14 protein-coding genes are annotated in these 15,057 nt (G+C 35.7%); 3 read left to right on the top strand and 11 right to left on the bottom strand.

The genetic code is table 11. The annotated features are described in order from the left end of the window. The first annotated feature begins 2 nt into the window (after positions 1-2). The gene (gene rnjA, locus GMB86_RS08115; RefSeq protein ID WP_155218553.1) at positions 3-1,688 is read left to right on the top strand and encodes a ribonuclease J1; all 1,686 of its coding nucleotides are present in this window, start codon (positions 3-5) and stop codon (positions 1,686-1,688) included. A 142-nt stretch (positions 1,689-1,830) separates the two neighbouring features. Here the strand turns inward: rnjA and GMB86_RS08110 are convergent, their stop codons facing one another. From GMB86_RS08110 to cbpB, 7 genes are all read right to left on the bottom strand, one after another. Next, complete coding sequence (locus GMB86_RS08110; protein ID WP_155218551.1) at positions 1,831-2,850, bottom strand: cytochrome d ubiquinol oxidase subunit II; 1,020 nt, start codon at positions 2,848-2,850, stop codon at positions 1,831-1,833. A 290-nt stretch (positions 2,851-3,140) separates the two neighbouring features. Further along, entirely contained in the window at positions 3,141-3,689 is a 549-nt protein-coding gene (locus GMB86_RS08105; RefSeq protein WP_155218549.1) for a peroxiredoxin, read from the bottom strand. 198 nt (positions 3,690-3,887) lie between these two features. Then, positions 3,888-4,013: a hypothetical protein gene (locus GMB86_RS15985; RefSeq protein ID WP_268987304.1), complete on the bottom strand. Its 126-nt coding sequence runs from the start codon at positions 4,011-4,013 to the stop codon at positions 3,888-3,890. 88 nt (positions 4,014-4,101) lie between these two features. Further along, positions 4,102-5,394, bottom strand: coding sequence for a hemolysin family protein (locus GMB86_RS08100; protein WP_155218547.1), 1,293 nt, complete (start codon positions 5,392-5,394; stop codon positions 4,102-4,104). A gap of 171 nt (positions 5,395-5,565) precedes the next feature. Further along, on the bottom strand, positions 5,566-6,678 hold the full coding sequence (locus tag GMB86_RS08095; protein ID WP_155218545.1) for an N-acetyldiaminopimelate deacetylase: 1,113 nt from the start codon (positions 6,676-6,678) through the stop codon (positions 5,566-5,568). 191 nt (positions 6,679-6,869) lie between these two features. Next, complete coding sequence (dapD, locus tag GMB86_RS08090; RefSeq protein WP_155218543.1) at positions 6,870-7,580, bottom strand: 2,3,4,5-tetrahydropyridine-2,6-dicarboxylate N-acetyltransferase; 711 nt, start codon at positions 7,578-7,580, stop codon at positions 6,870-6,872. A 288-nt stretch (positions 7,581-7,868) separates the two neighbouring features. Continuing rightward, the gene (gene cbpB / locus GMB86_RS08085) at positions 7,869-8,345 is read right to left on the bottom strand and encodes a cyclic-di-AMP-binding protein CbpB (RefSeq protein WP_155218541.1); all 477 of its coding nucleotides are present in this window, start codon (positions 8,343-8,345) and stop codon (positions 7,869-7,871) included. A 160-nt stretch (positions 8,346-8,505) separates the two neighbouring features. Between cbpB and GMB86_RS08080 the strand changes: the two genes are divergently transcribed. Beyond that, positions 8,506-9,372: a 5'-3' exonuclease gene (locus GMB86_RS08080; protein WP_155218539.1), complete on the top strand. Its 867-nt coding sequence runs from the start codon at positions 8,506-8,508 to the stop codon at positions 9,370-9,372. 207 nt (positions 9,373-9,579) lie between these two features. Here the strand turns inward: GMB86_RS08080 and GMB86_RS08075 are convergent, their stop codons facing one another. Together GMB86_RS08075 and GMB86_RS08070 are read right to left on the bottom strand one after the other, a co-directional pair. Further along, entirely contained in the window at positions 9,580-10,587 is a 1,008-nt protein-coding gene (locus tag GMB86_RS08075; protein WP_155218537.1) for an inorganic phosphate transporter, read from the bottom strand. Between the two features lie 13 nt (positions 10,588-10,600). Continuing rightward, positions 10,601-11,221 carry a DUF47 domain-containing protein gene (locus tag GMB86_RS08070; protein ID WP_155218535.1) on the bottom strand — a complete coding sequence of 207 codons (621 nt, stop codon included), beginning with the start codon at positions 11,219-11,221 and terminating at the stop codon, positions 10,601-10,603. A gap of 667 nt (positions 11,222-11,888) precedes the next feature. Here GMB86_RS08070 and GMB86_RS08065 point away from each other — a divergent pair. After that, positions 11,889-12,866, top strand: coding sequence for a bile acid:sodium symporter family protein (locus GMB86_RS08065; protein ID WP_155218533.1), 978 nt, complete (start codon positions 11,889-11,891; stop codon positions 12,864-12,866). 316 nt (positions 12,867-13,182) lie between these two features. Here the strand turns inward: GMB86_RS08065 and yfkAB are convergent, their stop codons facing one another. Further along, positions 13,183-14,304 (bottom strand): radical SAM/CxCxxxxC motif protein YfkAB, encoded by a 1,122-nt coding sequence (gene yfkAB, locus GMB86_RS08060; RefSeq protein ID WP_155218531.1) that lies wholly within the window; start codon positions 14,302-14,304, stop codon positions 13,183-13,185. A 140-nt stretch (positions 14,305-14,444) separates the two neighbouring features. Further along, positions 14,445-14,741 (bottom strand): hypothetical protein, encoded by a 297-nt coding sequence (locus GMB86_RS08055; RefSeq protein ID WP_155218529.1) that lies wholly within the window; start codon positions 14,739-14,741, stop codon positions 14,445-14,447. Positions 14,742-15,057: the final 316 nt, after the last annotated feature.

The raw sequence follows: 15,057 nt of genomic DNA, 5'->3' as shown, positions 1-15,057 counted from the left end.
TTATGAAATTTGTTAAAAATCATCAAACGGCCGTGTTCTCATTAGGCGGTTTGGGAGAAATAGGTAAAAACACCTATGTTGTTCAATTTCAAGACGAAATAATTGTCATTGATGCAGGTATTAAATTCCCTGAAGATGAACTTTTGGGGATTGACTACGTCATCCCTGACTATTCTTATCTTGTTAAAAATGTAGACAAAATTAAAGGATTATTTATTACTCATGGTCACGAAGACCATATTGGTGGCGTACCTTATTTATTAAAGCAAATCAACATTCCCATTTATGCTGGAAAACTTGCTGCTGGGTTAATCCGAAATAAACTTGATGAACACGGTCTATTAAGACAGACAACCATTCACGAATTTGGAGAAGATGACGTTATTAAATTTCAAAAAACGTCTGTTAGTTTCTTCAGAACGACACACAGTATTCCAGATTCCTATGGGATTGTGGTTAAAACACCACCTGGAAATATCGTTCAAACAGGCGATTTTAAATTTGACTTCACACCAGTTGGTGAACCAGCCAACTTAACAAAAATGGCCGAAATAGGAAAAGAAGGAGTTCTTTGTCTATTATCAGATAGTACAAATGCAGAAGTTCCTAATTTCACCATGTCAGAACGTCAAGTTGGGGAAAATATCTCTGATATTTTCCGTAAAGTAAATGGCAGAATCATTTTTGCTACGTTTGCATCTAACATTCATCGTCTTCAACAAGTTGTTGAAGCAGCTGTGGAAAACAATCGAAAAGTTGCTGTCTTTGGTCGTAGTATGGAAGCTTCAATTAGTATTGGAGAAGAGCTTGGGTATATTAATGCACCCAAAGATACCTTTATCGACCATCAAAGGATTAACCGCCTACCAGATAACCAAGTAACGATCCTCTGTACAGGAAGTCAGGGCGAGCCGATGGCTGCTCTTTCTCGAATTGCTAATGGGACACATCGACAAATACAAATTATTCCTGGCGACACGGTTGTGTTTTCATCGTCTCCAATCCCAGGAAACACCATCAGCGTTAACAAAACAATTAACCAGTTGTATCGGGCTGGTGCCACTGTTATTCATGGCCCACTAAGTAATGTCCACACGTCAGGTCATGGAGGACAACAAGAACAAAAATTAATGCTTAGATTAATGAAACCGAAGTTTTTCATGCCGATACATGGTGAATTTCGTATGCTAAAAAAACATACCGAAAGCGCCGCTGATTGCGGGGTACCGTTCGATCACTCCTTTATAATGGATATTGGAGATGTCCTAGCACTTGATCAAAATTCTGCCAAAGTGATGGGTAAAGTTCCTGCTGGTTCCGTCTATATCGATGGAAATGGAATTGGTGATATCGGCAACATTGTCTTACGTGATAGACGCATTCTTTCCGAAGAAGGCCTCGTCATTGTCGTCGTAAGTATCAATATGAAAGATCACCAAATCCTTGCTGGTCCAGATATTATTTCTCGTGGATTTGTTTATATGAGAGAGTCTGGTGATTTAATCAATGATGCCCAATCTCTTCTTAACAAACGTCTGCAAGGTGTTATGGATCGAAAAACATCACAATGGTCAGAAATTAAAAATGAAATTACGGAAACATTAGCTCCATTTTTATATGAAAAAACAAAGCGTAGACCAATGATTCTTCCAATTATTATGGAAGTTGATCCTGCATCAGTCTCATAAAGAGAAACTTCCATCAGTGGGGGTTTTCTTGATCCCCCTATCTTCTTTACGCAGAATCTTGCGGTGGGGTCTTTACTTGCCGTCAAAACTAAATAGGATAAATAATAAAAAAGCCATTGATCAAAAATGGCTTTTTTATTATTTATTTCTCTTTTAGTTTACGATTTATGACAGTGATACGTAATTTTAGTAACAGTAGTGGAATAATCGTAGAGACACCAAGAATCAACATTAATAGGATAACATCAAAGACCGAATTTACGCTTAATCGCGTCGTGGTTTGAAGTTTAATATAGGGGTATAAAAGATAAGGTAAATGTGATATACCATAACCAAAAAACGCAAAGAAATATTGAAAAATAACAAATAGGAAAGCAAGAAAGAAATTTGATCTTTTAAAAATAAGTGTAATAGCTAGGAAAAAACAGACCAGTGAAACCAGAAACATCCACGAATAATTTAGTAATGTATCAAAGTGTTGGGGATTGTGACCTTGAATACCAAGAAACACAAGTCCACTAACCATAACAATCGGAACACTTAATAATAAAGCGAGTTTCCTCATTTCCTCTCGAGCGGCCAACATGCCTTGTTTATGGCTATAATAAACCATATAGCTGGAACTAATAAATATAACACTTATACTAGCCAGTAACATTTCAATCCAAACATAAGGACTTACAACCAAATTGGTTAATGACAACGTCACTTTGGAACCAACCGATACAACAAATCCGCCTTCACTTATGGCCAAAACAAGTGACATTAGAACAGGGATAATTAATGAAATGATACCATTCATAATGTCTAATGCAGCGACTAACCGTTCTCTCTCCGCCTGTAGCTGACTAACTGCAGAAGCAAAACTTCTAACAATAATGAGTAAAATAATTAAAATGCCAGGAAATAATAGGGAACTTCCTAAGTAATACGAGGTTTCGGGTATGATAACGCCGATCCCAGCAAAAAACAAGACAAAACATATATGTATAACATCCGATATGGGTGAAATATACCCTTTCAATGTTTTTATAACAGATTCTTTTTTGCCTATCGCTCTTCCAAAAAAGATATAGAAATTAGCACCAAAATCAATTGAAGCTAAAATTAAATAGATAAATATAATTGTCCAAAGACCAATTAAAATAACTGATTCTAACACCTTTTCATCTCCCGTCTAAGGAGCAAATTAAACTCATCATTTATGCTCCATTTTTTACTTTATCATGAGGATACGAATAAATCCAATGTCATTTCTTTTGGGGTTCACTCTATCAAAAAAAGTATCCCCATCTTTTGCACATTATATTTTTATATCGTTTTTTGAGAAAAAAAGACCGTTATCCACGGTATCCTGATAACGGTCTTTTTAAGAATGAGAATGATTTTAGCGAAACATCATTTTCATCTCAAGCCTTATATTTAATTTGAAAATAGTATCGACATAATTAATCAAACTTTAAGTGTAGCTTGACCAGGTTTCCAGTTAACTGGGCAAAGACCGCCACTTTGTAAAGCTTGAAGGACGCGTAATGTTTCATCAACGCTACGGCCAATATTATTATGGTTGACAACGCTATATTGTAATTCACCTTCTGGATTAATAATAAACAATCCACGAAGTGCAATACCTTCTTCTTCGATTAAAATACCATATTTTCTTGCAACTTCTTGATTATGATCAGCAGCTAATGGATAATTGATGTCACCGATGCCATTATCTTCACGTGGCGCTTTAATCCAAGCGAGGTGTGTATGTATCGTATCTGTTGATGCACCGATAACAACCGCATCTAAATCTTCAAATTGATCATTTGCATCACTCATAGCTGTAATTTCTGTTGGACAAACAAAAGTGAAATCCATAGGATAGAAAAAGAGAACCGTCCATTTACCATTTTTCATATTTTCTTCAAGGCTGACTTTACCAAATGATTTGTCTGGTAATACAGCTTCCATTTCAAAACGAGGTGCTTGTTTTCCTACTAAACGTTCTGTCAATTCCAGTCCCTCCTTAATCTTTCCTCATATATTAGGTTACAAAGAACATTATAATATATGTCTAATTTCAAGTCAATTTTAAATAATAATAAATTTAATTAAGGTTTAAGTCTTTATTTTATCCCTTTTTTTAGACTTATATACCATTAACTTTTATTCAAAATATCAATTAAAAAGATATTTTATCAAACATATTTTCTACCCACCGATATAGTTCGTCGAGTTCCCTATTAATACGGAAACAAGATCTTTTTGCAGCTGTTGATCGACATCTTGCCTTGTCTGGACTATCTTATTGAGCCAATATGTAACCCTTAGTTTCATCCTCTAGTCCAATCTTTCACTTTAAGTTGAATGATTATCTTCATGGTAACATGTTTTTAAATTTTCTTTATTTAATATGCTCAGAAAATTACACATCAGGTAAAACAATTTTTTTAACACTAACTTGTTTTATTTGATTACCATTGACACTCAGTACTTCGAGTAATAATTCGTCTGTTGTAATAACCGTTCCTTCATCGATATCCGATTGTTTTGAAAGAATATAACCGCCAATGGTATCAAATTCTTCATGGTCCAAATGAGTATTAAACAAACGATTTAATTCATCCACGAGCATTTTACCACCAATAATGTATTCATCTTGATTTTTCTTTCTCAAAATCGGTTTTTCATCTTCATCAAACTCATCTCGTATTTCACCTACAATTTCTTCTAAAATATCCTCAACTGTAACAAGTCCAGACGTTCCACCATACTCATCAATCAAGATCGCTAGATGTATATGTTCTTTCTGCATTTTCAAAAGAAGTTGTTTAATTGGTATCGACTCTAGGACAGTGATCACCGGTCTCACCATTTCGTCTATTTGAGTCATCGAATCAAAATTAACTCGTAGTAGTGATTTAATATGGATAAAACCAACGATATGATCTTTATCCTCTTTTACAACGGGATAACGCGTATATTTCTCTTCTAACATTGTTTCTATTGCTTCATCTAACGGATGATCCATAAAAATACAAGCCATTTCAGTCCGAGGTACCATGATCTCTCGAGCAATCCGATCATCAAATTCAAAGATACGATTAACATAGCGATATTCAGCCTGATTGATCTCTCCGCCTTTATAGCTCTCCGAAAGCAAATAACGGATATCGGCCTCACTATGCACATCGCCTTTTCCATTCATTGGAGTAACTCCAAATAATTTAGAAACAAGATATGAGCATTTATTTAAGAACCAAATAAATGGAAATAAAAGATAATAAAAAAAGATTAGCGGTCTTGCTGCAAACAAAGCAACCTTTTCTGCACTCTGGATAGCAAAAGTTTTGGGCGTCAATTCACCGACAACTACATTCACAATTGTAATAATAAGAAAGGCGATAATTGTAGAAAGCAAAGCTGACACACTTGGTGTCAATGGTATCCAACCTACTATTTCATGTATGTAATGTCCTACAGCCGGCTCACCTAACCAACCAATGCCAAGAGATGTCATCGTTATGCCTAATTGTGTGGCTGAAAGGTATGTATCCATATGCTCGATCACACGTTTAGCAGCAAGCGCCTTTTTATCTCCTGTTTCCGCTAAAGTATCAATTTTAATCTTTCTTACTCTAACAATGGCAAATTCTGTAGCGACGAAAAAAGCAGTGATAATAATAAGTAAGATTAAAATGATGAGTTGTAGAATCAAATAAAATCATCCTTTCAGTACGTGTTCAAAAAGGTGACAAATTAGAAGCAAGTAGATAAGAGCGCGCCGTTTCTAAGGACCTGCCTTACACATTTGGTGGCTTTTTGAACATCCTTTCACTAATCTTTTTCGTCAAATAACCCTTATATAGTCTCTCACGACAGCAAAATTCTATGCCGATAAAAATTGAATATAGCCACTTACAATTTTTATAGCTTTATCCAACGCTTTTTCGTCTGGTTTTAAGGTTGATGAATGAAGACCAGATTCGGAGTTAACGCCAAGCCAAAACATAAACCCAGGGATATCCTTTAAGAAATATCCAAAATCTTCACCCGTCATGGCCTCTGAACATATTACGACCTCATGATTTTCTTTTTGACAATATTGAAGGAAAGATTCGGTTCTATTGGGATCATTATAAACTTGGTAGTAATTCGCACCATAATCGATCTCAGCTTGACAATCGAAGCTTTTCTCAATTCCGCCGACCTGGTTTTCTATTTCATGTTTGACAATTCTCATGGTTTCAGGACTTAAAGCGCGAATCGTTCCTTCTACTCTTGCTTGTTCAGCAATGATATTTTGTTTCGTACCTCCTGTTATTTTCCCAACAGTAATGACCGCTGAATCAAGAGGGTTAACACGCCTTGAAATAATAGACTGTAATTGGGTTACAAAATGACTAGCTGCAACGATCATATCATTGGATAGATGCGGATAAGCAGCATGTCCCCCTTTACCTTTAAAATCAATAAATAGTTCAGAAGTATTGGCAAATAGAAGACCTTTTCGTATCGCTACAACGCCTGTTTGATACTCTGGTGCGACATGTAATCCAAAAATAATGTCAGGCTTCCATTTTTTGAATTCGTCGCTCTGCAACATTGGCAAAGCTCCCCCAGGTCCTTCCTCAGCAGGTTGGAAGATGAAGACTACATCATCTCGTATTGGATTTCTTGCTATCGTTTCTAAAGCCCCTAAAGCAATGGTCATATGAAAATCATGTCCACATGCATGCATATTTCCTTCATGCTCAGATTTAAAGTCATATCCTGTTTCTTCTTGAATCGGTAAACCATCAATATCCGAACGAAAACCGATCACTTGCTTTGAACTTGTTCCTTTCACCTTGACCAGTATTCCAGTTTTCCAGACCTGTACCATAAGATTGTCTTGAGGTAATTGCTTTATTCTATCTAATAGAAAAGCTTGAGTTTTAAATTCTTGAAAGCCAAGCTCTGGGATTCGATGCAATTGACGTCTAACGGTAATTGTGTCCATGTCTTTTATTTCCCTTCATAACAATTTATTTAAACCTCTATTCATAATAATAACTAACTCACTAATATTGATTATATTTTCCAGTAGTTTTAACTACCTGACAGCTTTTAAATAATCATAAACAGTTTTAATATGTAAAAAAGAACAACATAGTTTTCACTAATGTTGCCCTTATTTCATCTAAATACGTATTATAATTCGCGCAATTCTTGCATAATTTCTGTTTTGGAACGGGTTTGATCATCAATCGTTTTAATGACTTTAGCTGGAATACCGGCAACAACCGTGTTTGCTGGGACATCTTTCGTAACAACTGCACCAGCTGCAATAACCGCATTCTTACCAACGCGTACGCCTTCTAAAACGACTGCATTTGCCCCAATAAGGACATCGTCTTCAATGATAACAGGCTTCGCAGATGGTGGTTCAACGACTCCGGCTAAGACCGTGCCAGCACCAATGTGGCAATTTTTACCTACAGTTGCTCTACCGCCGAGAACGGCATTCATATCAATCATGGTCCCTTCGCCTACAACAGCACCAATGTTGATAACTGCCCCCATCATAATCACCGCATTCTTACCTATCTCTACTTTTTCACGAATGAGTGCACCTGGTTCAATTCTTGCTTGGACCTCTTTCATGTTTAATAACGGTACAGCAGAATGACGGCGATCATTTTCAATAACATAATCAGCAATTTTATCTTTGTATGTTTCAAGGTCTTCTTTAACAAGTTGCCAATCGCCAAAGATCACACCAGTGTCACCTGATATAAATGTTTTTATTTCATCGTGAAAAGAAACTTGGCTAAGATCACCTTTTATATGTACTTTAACAGGGGTTTTTTTTTCGCTTTTTTGCAAAAAAGAAATAATTTCATGTGCATCCATTTGTTCCATTAATCTATTCCTCCTACTAAAACTAGACTTCTTTGTTATCGTAACGAATTTTGATCTAAATGTCTATGGATAACCTTGATAACAACAAGAAAAATCTGCTCCTCTTATTTTGAGTAGATTTTAGCCCGCTTTAACGGCAAGTAAAGACCCCCACCTCAAGATTCAGGGTATGGGGGATCAACTGCCCTTAAAGGTCCGATTGGTTCAGCTAACCATCAGTGGGGGATGAAGAAAACCCCACTGATGGAAGTTTCACTTTATCTCTTAGTATTCATTTTGATTGATAATTTATTCAGCCAAGGGCTCGGAATCCGAAGGAATAAGCACAGAATGTTTTTGTAAGGTAAGCAAACAATTGACATATTTCAAGATAGAACCTCTTGTCAATATTCCCATAAATTCACCATTACGATTTTCAATACATAAAAAATTATGATGAATGCAAAATTTTAAAGCATCTTGGAAAGTGTGGTCAATACGTAAAATAGGTGGATTTGCATTCATCACATCTTCAACTTTATACTTGCGTAAATCATCAAATTCGAACCTTTCGAGACCTAATATACTATCCAAAATAATGGTCTTACTAATAATTCCTTTTAATCTATACTTTCGGTCAAGTACCGGTATTGCTGAATAGCCAGTCTTCACTAAGACTAGCAAGGCATGTTCAAGAGGATTATCTGTTTGAACATGAGCCACTTCATCAACTGGAATAAGACATTTTATGATATTTCCTTTTAAAATTGATTGAAATTGTAACATAACACCAACTCCTCAAAATGTAAGCGCTTTATTTCTATTTTACACCTTATTACTTGAAAATAAAACCATTTCAACCCATGGATTTTAAGTTATTTGTAAAGTGAACATATGGCCCATCATATGGTATACTTATTCGTATTAAAAAAGTTAAGAGGTTATTATGAATAGAAAACACGTTTTAATTATCGACGGAATGGCTTTATTATTTCGAAGCTTTTTCGCAACATCCTTTACCGGCCAATTTATGCGAAATCAAGCGGGGGTGCCGACAAACGCCATTTATGGGTTTTTGAAACACCTTACGCTTGCAAATAAGCAGTTTAGCCCAGATACCATTCTTTGTTGCTGGGATTTAGGTGGGAAGACATTTAGACACGAGATTTTCCCGCAATATAAAGCAAACCGTGATGAACCGCCCCTTGAACTTCTTCCCCAATTTCAACTTATAAAACATATTGTTCAGGCTTTGGGAATCGAAAATATTAGTCATCCAGGATACGAAGCAGATGATTGTATAGGGACATTAAGTACTCGGTTGAGTCAAGATCATAAGATAAATATTCTAACCGGGGATCAAGATTTGCTGCAATTAATTAATCAAAACACGTATGTGACCTTATTAAAAAAAGGTTATGGAAATTATCAAGTCTATAATCTAGACTTACTGGAACTTGAATGGGGGATTACACCGAAGCAATTGATTGACCTAAAGGCATTAATGGGAGATTCAGCAGATAATTACCCTGGTGTAAAAGGAATTGGGAAAAAAACAGCCGGGCGCTTATTAAAGGATTACTCTTCCATTGAACGAATTATTGAAAACATAGAGGAATTGCCTCGTGGAGTGCAGACAAAAATTAAAAATGATCTTGAAATGCTACATTTATCCAGAAAGTTAGCAACCATTTTTTGTCATGTTCCTTTAGTTTTCGATTCTTCTTTAGCCCCATGGGAACCAAAATATGACGTTATTAGCCGTTCATTCCGTGACCTAGGATGTTCTCATTTAACATCACTTGTTAGGTAAAAATTTTAAATTAAAAAACTTATTTATCAATTTATCCTGCATTAACGGCGTCTGATCGAACTTTCACGTTATAAAAAAAACCAGAATAAAAATCATAATAATGATTTTTATTCTGGTCTATTTTCTTTTTTATTCTAAGGCATACTTTTTTGGTCCAATTTAAGCTAGATTCTTTTTATGAAGCTCCTACCACGTCTAGGTAAATGATTACATAAACATGGCTAAAGTTTTATAAATGATTGCTGCTAGTAAAGCTGTTATCGGTAACGTGATGATCCAAGTGATGACGATATTAATCGCCATTCCCCAATTGACATTTTTAACACGTTCAGCTGATCCTACACCCATAATAGATGATGAAATAACGTGCGTTGAGCTAACAGGTAAATGAAGGAAGGTAAAACCAAAAATAATACCTGCAGAAGATAAGTCTGCCGCTGCACCACTAACCGGTCTGATCTTCATAATTCCAGTTCCAACCGTTTTAATGATTTTCCACCCTCCGATAGATGTACCCGTTGCCATTGCCACAGCTGATGCAAATCGAACCCACATAGGAATTTCCATCGATGTGTGATAGTGGGCTGCAACTAAAGCTAATGTAATAATCCCCATTGCTTTCTGAGCATCATTTGTTCCATGCGTAAACGATTGCAGTGCTGCCGTGAAAATTTGAAAAATTCGAAACCCACGATTGGTTTTAGATAAACCTGAATTTTTGAATATCATCATAAAAAGTTTCATAATACAAAAACCAATAGCGAGTGCTGCAACCGGAGAAATAAGAAGTGCTTCAATTATGCCAATAAAACCTGCGTAATTTAATGCATTAAAGCCTAAAGCAGCTATTCCAGCTCCTGCAAGTGACCCAACGATAGCATGTGACGAACTACTTGGGATTCCGAATAGCCAAGTTATTAAGTTCCAAATAATTGCTGAAGTTAATGCTGCCAAAACAATGACTGAACCAACAGCACCATCATTTAATGTAAAGGGATTGATGATTCCCTTTCCGATCGTCTCTGCCACGCCTGTAAACGTTAGAGCCCCCACAAAGTTCATTGACGCAGCTAGAAGAATAGCCACACGTGGACGCAGGGCACGCGTTGAAACGGACGTAGCAATGGTATTCGCCGTGTCATGGAAACCATTAATAAAATCAAAAGCTAAAGCAAAAATCACAATAAGTAAAGTTAAGACTAACAAGCTATCCATAGTAAAACTCCCTTTAAGCGTTTCTCATAATAATTGTTTCAAGCGTGTTTGCCACGTCTTCACAGCTATCAGCAATTTCTTCTAACATTTCATAGAGTTCTTTATATTGGATAATTTTAATCGGATCTTTTTCTGTTTTAAATAAATTGCGGATACTTTGACCAAGCAACTCATCACATTCAGATTCTACGTCATTTATTTTAATGACATGGCTACGAATGCTTGGTAATTTCTTTTTATTAAGTAAGGTTGTCGCTTGGGCAACTTCTTTCGTTGCTTCAAATAACATATCGACGAATTTAATCATATAGTCATCTGATTGTGTTAATCCATATATTTCGATTCGAGTTGACCATTGTTCAAATCCATCTAATACATCATCCATTTTCATTGCTAATTCCAATATTTCTTCTCTTTCAAGTGGTGTTATAAAGGTTTTGTTCAATGCAACAATTAACTCATGCATGTAAGCATCGCCTTTTTTTTCATACGTTTTCATTGTTTTCGAAAATTCTTGTAAATCATCGAGATTTTTAATTTTGAAATCGACAAAATATTTGGCTGATTCTTCAAGATTCAATGCAATCGTTGAAAGCATATTTAAGAACTTATCGTTTTTTGCCGGAAATAACATACTTCATACCACCTTATAATATTAATAATACTTTCCAAACCCATTCTAATTATAGAATAACCCAACCTATAATCCAATAAAAGAAAACAACCAGCCTTTTCATTTTAGTAAACCAGTGCTGAATTTACAATGGATTTTCAAAAGCTTAACAATATCTTTACAAATAACGACATAATTTTTATCTGCCTTTTTTCTATAGTTAATTTTTATATTACCCTAAAAACAAATTTTTACTTGATAATAATGTATAACCTTTAGTTTTCTTTAAACTCATTGGTTAAAGAACTTTTATTTTTATTGAAAATGACACATGTATCGTTATAGGGAATGTGACGCGGTGGTGTGTTTTTCAAGTACAGGGGAAATGACGAGAGCGATATTAGAAGGTGGCATGATTAAATTAACAATTTATTTATCTACTTAGCTGTCTCGGTATGAATGGTATGACAGGCCATAAGTACTTCGTTAAACAAACGAATTTTCTATTTGTAGTTTATCAAGGTTTGTGACCTTACAATAGTGAGAGTTTGCCCTTCATTGTATGACAAATGTCACATTACAAGCCTAATTAACTTAAATTTCGAACGCATACCATTATTTATGTATTTTTATTTTTTTGAAAAGTAGAGTATAATCTCATAAAACAAAGAAAAAGGTGTGAAGTTTTATGCAGGTATTAGACAGAATCAGCCGTTTTATCGGAAGTACATTTGCCTATTGGGTCTTATTATTTGCCGTTGTTTCATTTCTCGTTCCCGCTGGTTTCACATGGCTCGCAGCGTACATAACACCACTACTTGGTATTGTTATGTTTGGTATGGGCCTAACGTTATCTATAAAGGACTTCAAAGAAGTGGTCAAAAGACCATTTGATATCCTCATTGGTGTATTAGCCCAATTCATTATCATGCCGGGTGTTGCTTTCTTATTAACTATGGTGTTTCATGTATCACCGGAGGTTGCAGTTGGCGTTATTCTAGTTGGATGTTGCCCAGGCGGAACGTCATCTAATGTTATGACATTCTTAGCAAAAGGGGATACGGCCCTTTCAGTAACCATGTCTAGCGTCACAACTTTGCTTGCTCCAATTGTTACACCATTTTTAATCTGGTTGCTAGCAAGTCAATGGGTTAGTATTTCATTTAGCTCACTTTTTATCTCCATATTAAAAATTATCCTTCTTCCTATTTTCTTAGGCGTTATCGTTAAGTTGATCTTGGGTAAACGAATTGAAGTTGGTATTAAAGCCTTACCTATTGTATCTGTTGTAGCTATTATTGCTATTGTAAGTGCTGTTGTATCAAGCAACCAGGAAAAAATCGCAACAAATGGTCTTCTTATTTTTGCTTTAGTATTTCTTCATAATGGATTAGGATTACTTCTTGGTTATCTTTCTGGGAAACTCTTTCGTATGTCTGAACCGAAACAAAGAGCACTTGCTTTTGAGGTAGGCCTGCAAAACTCGGCCCTAGGTGCATCTATAGCTACTGCTCATTTCTCACCACTGGCAGCGGTTCCGAGTGCCATCTTTAGTATTTGGCATAATATTTCAGGCGCTCTTTTAGCAAACTGGTTTAGCAAGCATACAAAAGAAAACGTTAATGAATCGATTGATGATGCTGAATCATCAACCTCAGTTTTATAAAGCTTAAAAAACGGTCAAGGTAATAGTCTGAATAGTGCAGACATTATTCCTTGACCGCTTTTATTAGATGTTGTTCAAAAAGTCACCAAATGATAAGCTACGAATCTCGGGCGCTATCCAAGAGGATCTTCAACTAAAATCGCTCACATCCTGTGAGCAAAGTTGAAGCCACCACATCCTGTGGAAGGCCGGTCCTCATGTAGTAAAAACCTACATTCCGGTCCTCAAAACGGCGCCGCCTTGACCTTCTTGCTTCTAATTTGTCACTTTTTGAACACGAACTATTAACAATTCGTCTATTATTCTATCTACCTTGTCACCTTGAAATGAGCGCCTGCTTCTGACTAAAATCAATATCTTTATAGTACGTATCCTTTACGAGAACATTGGGTCCTAAACATTTCACGGCTGGGCAGTGGCAATGTAGAGATTTGGCGAGAGTTGACTGCTTCCATTTTTCAAAAGCATCCGTTAGCTTTGTTGTTTTAATGTTTCCGAGAGGCGGAGTATCTCCAAAGTCGGTCACAATGATATCGCCATCAAAAACATTAATATTTAATCTGGATCTGCCGTCCGGGTCATTTCTTAGTGACACATTCTTCGCTTTATAAAGACGTTCAATAAGTTGTAAGTCTTCAGGATTTGGGCTGCAGGGATAAAAAGGCAGTGTACCAAACAACATCCAAATCCTTTCATCCCGTATATCCAAGAGACGATGTATTCCCTCTCGAATCTCTTCCAATGAAGCCACCTGAAGATCAGAGGCAAAATCACTTGGGTACATTGGGTGAATTTCATGGCGTGCACATCCCATTTCAACCACTTGTCGATGAATATCTTCTAAGTATGGAAGTGTGCGTTTGTTAATCATCGTTTCAGCAGATACCATGACACCTGCTTCAGATAATAACTTTGCATTTTCAATCATTTGATTGAAAAATTTCTCACGTTGAGCTTTGGCTGGTTTCTTATCCATCACTGCAAAACCAATATCACAAAAGTCTTCGATACTTCCATAATTATATGAAATATGCAGCACATCTAAATAAGGAATTATAAGATCATATCGTTTACGATCCAGTGTCAGATTCGAATTAATTTGTGTTCTACAACCGCGTTCATGAGCGTATTTTAACAAAGGAACAACGACGTTTTTGACAGATTTCATGGATAACATGGGTTCTCCGCCCGTAATACTTAAACATCTTAATGTTGGTATTTCATCTAGCCGTTTTATTAACATATCAATAGCTAAAGGATCAGGCTCTCTCGTTTGTAAGGTATATCCTACAGCACAGTGTTCACAACGCATATTACATAGCGTGGTTGTCGTTATTTCAATGTTTGTTAATGTCATTTCACCATATAAGTCAATATCTTGGTAAGCTTCCCAGGGATCATTCTTTGGATCCATCTGTTCTAACTGATTTGTTAACATCACGATTACTCCTTACTTTCATTAATAAATTGATTTGTAGAAAAGATTCATGTTAATGAAACCTCTCTGAAGAAATTACCTTTAAACCTCTTCTATCATCTTATCATGATCATAAGGATTATTGAGTGAAAAGTCATATTTTAAATATAAATGTATGAAGGAAATAAGATTTTAAACTTTTTCCCGGTCGTTCCAGAGAAAGCCAGATATTTTAAAGCGCTTTCAGGATTCTTTCCCTCAATGATAATAAGAAAATCCTGCTTATAATTCGTAAGTAAAGTCGCTAACATTTCAGATAGTTGAGTGATTTTTTTGCTCTTATTACGATAACTGATATATAAATTTAATCCCTTTTTATCACAATACGAATAAAAATCAATAAGTTTAGCAAGTACGCAGTTTTTGTAGGAAATTTTAAAAGAAACAATGGTGTTCATAGCCGTTATTCTCTCCTTTTCATATGATGTATTTAAACTATTCACGGATTAAAATGTATCCTGTCATTTACAGATGGTTTAAGAATTAATAGATCACTATCTCTTTCATATACTTATTCTCGCACATTTAATGAAATCACTGAACGGGGTTTTTTTGTCGATGTACCACTATTTTGGGTGAAAAACATCACATCACCTTTTTTTCAATTTAATAACTCGATGGACAACCGAACAAACATCAAATTCTCTTGTTAAAATTTCATCCCTCTTTTGGAAGAATGGCTGTCTATTTTGACTTTAGATTTTAATACCAAAC

Source organism: Terrilactibacillus tamarindi (assembly GCF_009718825.1).
GTDB lineage: Bacteria > Bacillota > Bacilli > Bacillales > Sporolactobacillaceae > Terrilactibacillus > Terrilactibacillus tamarindi.
Note: the sequence above shows the minus strand (reverse complement) of the source record. Positions and strands in the feature narration are given on the sequence as shown.